2 protein-coding genes and 1 pseudogene are annotated in these 3,355 nt (G+C 58.6%); all 3 read left to right on the top strand.

The features are described 5' to 3' along the window. Positions 1-54: 54 nt before the first annotated feature. Positions 55-717: pseudogene (locus tag AX750_RS08215) on the top strand (AAA family ATPase); the annotation flags it as partial. Positions 718-729: 12 nt separating this feature from the next. Next, a complete protein-coding gene (locus tag AX750_RS08220) occupies positions 730-936 on the top strand; it encodes an abortive infection family protein (RefSeq protein ID WP_348626271.1) in 207 nt (68 codons plus the stop codon). A 210-nt stretch (positions 937-1,146) separates the two neighbouring features. Then, on the top strand, positions 1,147-2,868 hold the full coding sequence (locus tag AX750_RS08225; RefSeq protein ID WP_067253864.1) for a retron Ec67 family RNA-directed DNA polymerase/endonuclease: 1,722 nt from the start codon (positions 1,147-1,149) through the stop codon (positions 2,866-2,868). Positions 2,869-3,355: the final 487 nt, after the last annotated feature.

Consider the following 3,355-nt stretch of genomic DNA (forward strand, 5'->3'; position numbering starts at 1 on the left):
CCTCAAGCTCGTATGCGTCAGGATCTGGCTACGCGGTAATGAGTCGACGGCCTAGGCCCCTTCCAGGGGCGAGGCACACTTCTCGCGGAGGCGACGAACATACTGAAGAGGGCGTGGGAGACCGGTACGTCCGACGCGGTCTCGGCTGCGATGAAGACGTTCCGAGAGACACACCAGGAGGAGCTGCTCGCCATATCGAATGTGTCGAAGGGCGAGCCTGACAGATACCGCACCTGGACGCGGCGCTTCGCGAAATGGCTGTTCAGCACCGACCACATCGATCTTGAGTACAGCGTCGATTATGACGGGATCGCTATCCAGAAGCTGTCACCCGGCACGCGCGGTATCGTCCTGCTGCTGCTCTATCTCGCGCTCGACGATAGCGATGACACACCGCTAATCATTGACCAGCCCGAAGAGAACCTCGACCCCAAATCGATCTTTGACGAGCTCGTCGGCCTGTTCCAGCTCGCCAAAACGAAGCGGCAGGTCATCATGGTCACGCATAACGCGAACCTAGTGATCAACGCTGATGCTGACCAGATCATCATCGCCAGCGTCGGGGCCCACACGCCTGGAAGCCTTCCTCCCATCACTTATGTATCGGGCGGTCTCGAAGACGCGTCGATCCGCAAAGCCGTGTGCGACATCCTGGAGGGAGGCGAAGAAGCATTCAAGGAGCGTGCGCGGCGGCTTCGAGTCGCTCTGAATCGCTGAGGTCAGGAGCCTATCAAGATGATCCTGGGCGGCGCGATGAACCTGGTCAACGGCATCGGGACGTTGCGCAACCGGTTCTCAGACGCGCATGCGCCGGGCGGCAAGATCCCGGTGAAGCCGTCGGCCCGCCACGCAGCACTGGCGGTCAACATGGCGGGCGCGATGGCGACCTTCATGATCGAGACGTTCGTGCAGCAGGGAGGGAAGGCGGCCGCCTAACCCCAGCGCACAACTCCCCCACCGATCGTCTAAGTTGCGTTCCGCCCAGCGGCGTGCTTATCAGGACGACGACTTGCGGATAGATTTTTCTACAATGTTTCGTTGTAGTTGAAACCATCGTGGAGCCGACTGCTCTCCGAACACTGACCGACATTATATGATCCCGGCAAATATGCGCGAAGACGCATAAGAGTATCCGCAAGTCGTCTCATGCCGGCAGCCTCTCCCGAACTTCAGCGCCTCAAGAAAGCCACGGACCTACACGGCGTTGCTGCGCTCTTGAACGTCAAGCCGTCGCGGCTTTCGTATGCGCTCTACTATATGCCGCCGGCCACTAAGTATCGCTCTTTCACGGTGCCGAAAAAGCGCGGTGGTACCCGCACCATCAGTGCTCCTCACGGCGGCCTGAAATACATTCAGAAGCAGCTCGCCACGTTGCTACTCAGCATTGAGAAGGAACTGGAGGGGGATCGTCGCAAGAACTCGATCCTGGCGCACGGCTTCAAAAAAGAACTCTCGATCATCACTAATGCCATCCGGCATCGTAACAAGAGATGGGTGTTCAATATCGATCTGCGGGACTTCTTCCCGTCGATTAACTTCGGCAGGGTTCGCGGATTCTTCATCGCGAACAACCAGTTTGCCCTGACGCCCAAGACCAGCACCATCCTGGCCCAGCTAGCCTGCCATGATAACGTGCTCCCTCAGGGAAGCCCTTGCTCTCCGCCCATCTCAAACTTGATCGCCAGAAGCTTGGATTACCGGCTTAACCGGTTAGCCCGAGAGTGCAATTGCACGTACACGCGATACGCCGACGACATTACCTTCTCGACAAACGAGCCGGAGTTCCCGGAGCGGATCGCCGTCCTGGCTGGCCCCCACGCCTGGCAGCCAAGCGAGGAACTTGCATCGCGCATCGTGTCATCGGGCTTCGAGATCAATCCCGACAAGACACGGATGCAGTATCGGGACTCCCGTCAGGACACGACGGGCCTCATCGTCAACCGACACCTCAACGTACCGGTCGAATATTGGAAGCAGACCAGGGCGATGTGCCACCGTCTGTTCGTCGACGGTCAAGCCTATCGCGTCTTCGACGGTGAGAAGGAGCCGATCTCGCTCGATAGCCTGAGGGGGCGCCTGAATTTCATCTACTACATTCGCAGCCTAACGCTCGGCAAAGCCAATCTTGAAAAGCCGAAAGGTATTCCTGGATACAGGAAGATCTTCGCACGCTTCCTCAATTACAACGCATTTTGGTCGATCGAAAAGCCCGTCATCGTCTGCGAAGGTAAGACGGACGGCATATACCTTCGGAGCGCTATCCGCTCCCTCCATGCCAAATTTCCGGATTTCTTTGAGACCGTTGACGGCAAAGTCAAGATCCGGCCGACTTTCTTCAAATACACGACGAACACTCGCGAAGTGCAGGATCTGTCCGGTGGAAACGGCCAGCTCAAAAATCTTGTAGCGCAGTATGCGCACCGGACGAAAGGGTTCAAGGGTACGCCGAAGGCGCCCGTGATCATCGTCACTGATTGCGACAAGGGCGCAGTCCACCTGTTCGAGGAAGTGAGCAAGATACTGGGCAGGACCGTCGCAGGGGCTGATCCTTTTTATTACCTTCACACGAACCTTTATGTCGTTCCGATCCCGAAGCTTGGGCTGCCGGAGACGGCAATCGAAGACCTTTTCGATAAGACGCTCCTTGACACAAAGATCGACGGCAAGACCTTCGACAAGACGAACCACGAGAAAGACGGCGCCAAGTTCTACTCTAAATTCACCTTCGCCACGAAGGTCATTGCTGCTTCGAAAGTGCCGGTTGACTACAGTGGTTTCGAGCCGCTCCTCCAAGCGATGCTGGACGTCGAGGCCGACTTTGCAGCCCGGCTGGCCACCGTTCCGCCGACCGTGCTGCCGGCTCACTAGCTCACGGCTCAACGCCATCGTCTATTTCAGCGGCGGCGGGGGAGGCCGGTATCAGGCCGAATGACGCCCCGGACCACGTATTTCGGCGCCCTCGACATCCATGCGCGCTACGGCTTCTCGGCATGGAAGCAACTTGGCGAACTGATAGGTCCGCTTTCTGGCAGAGGTTCATCGCCCGCAACTGGCGCTCTCCGGTTCAAGACCGCGGTATCTTCGGACACGGGAGGTGCAATCGGGCAGGCGCGATATGGTGCTCCTGCCCGAGCGCTGGAAGAGCCGCTCGGCGCCTTCGCTTTTGGCGAACCCTAGAGGGCAGCTGATCTCGAAAACCGTGTCTGGGCGGGACCGATACGCCATACGCCGCGCCGCTTGATCTAGCGCGAGCAAATCCCCTTGGAACTGCCCGTGCGAACCCGGCAGCGGGTGAGGCCAGCCTCAATGCCGCTGGGTGATCGAGATCGCATAGGCGGGCGCCCGTTCGGTGAAG

It is taken from the genome of Methylobacterium sp. CCH7-A2, from assembly GCF_001557075.1.
Lineage (GTDB): Bacteria > Pseudomonadota > Alphaproteobacteria > Rhizobiales > Beijerinckiaceae > Allobosea > Allobosea massiliensis.

Bases quoted from the DNA above. Each gene is read 5' to 3' on its own strand.
- AX750_RS08225 (WP_067253864.1), top strand. From the start codon at position 1,147: ATGCCGGCAGCCTCTCCCGAACTTCAGCGCCTCAAGAAAGCCACGGAC.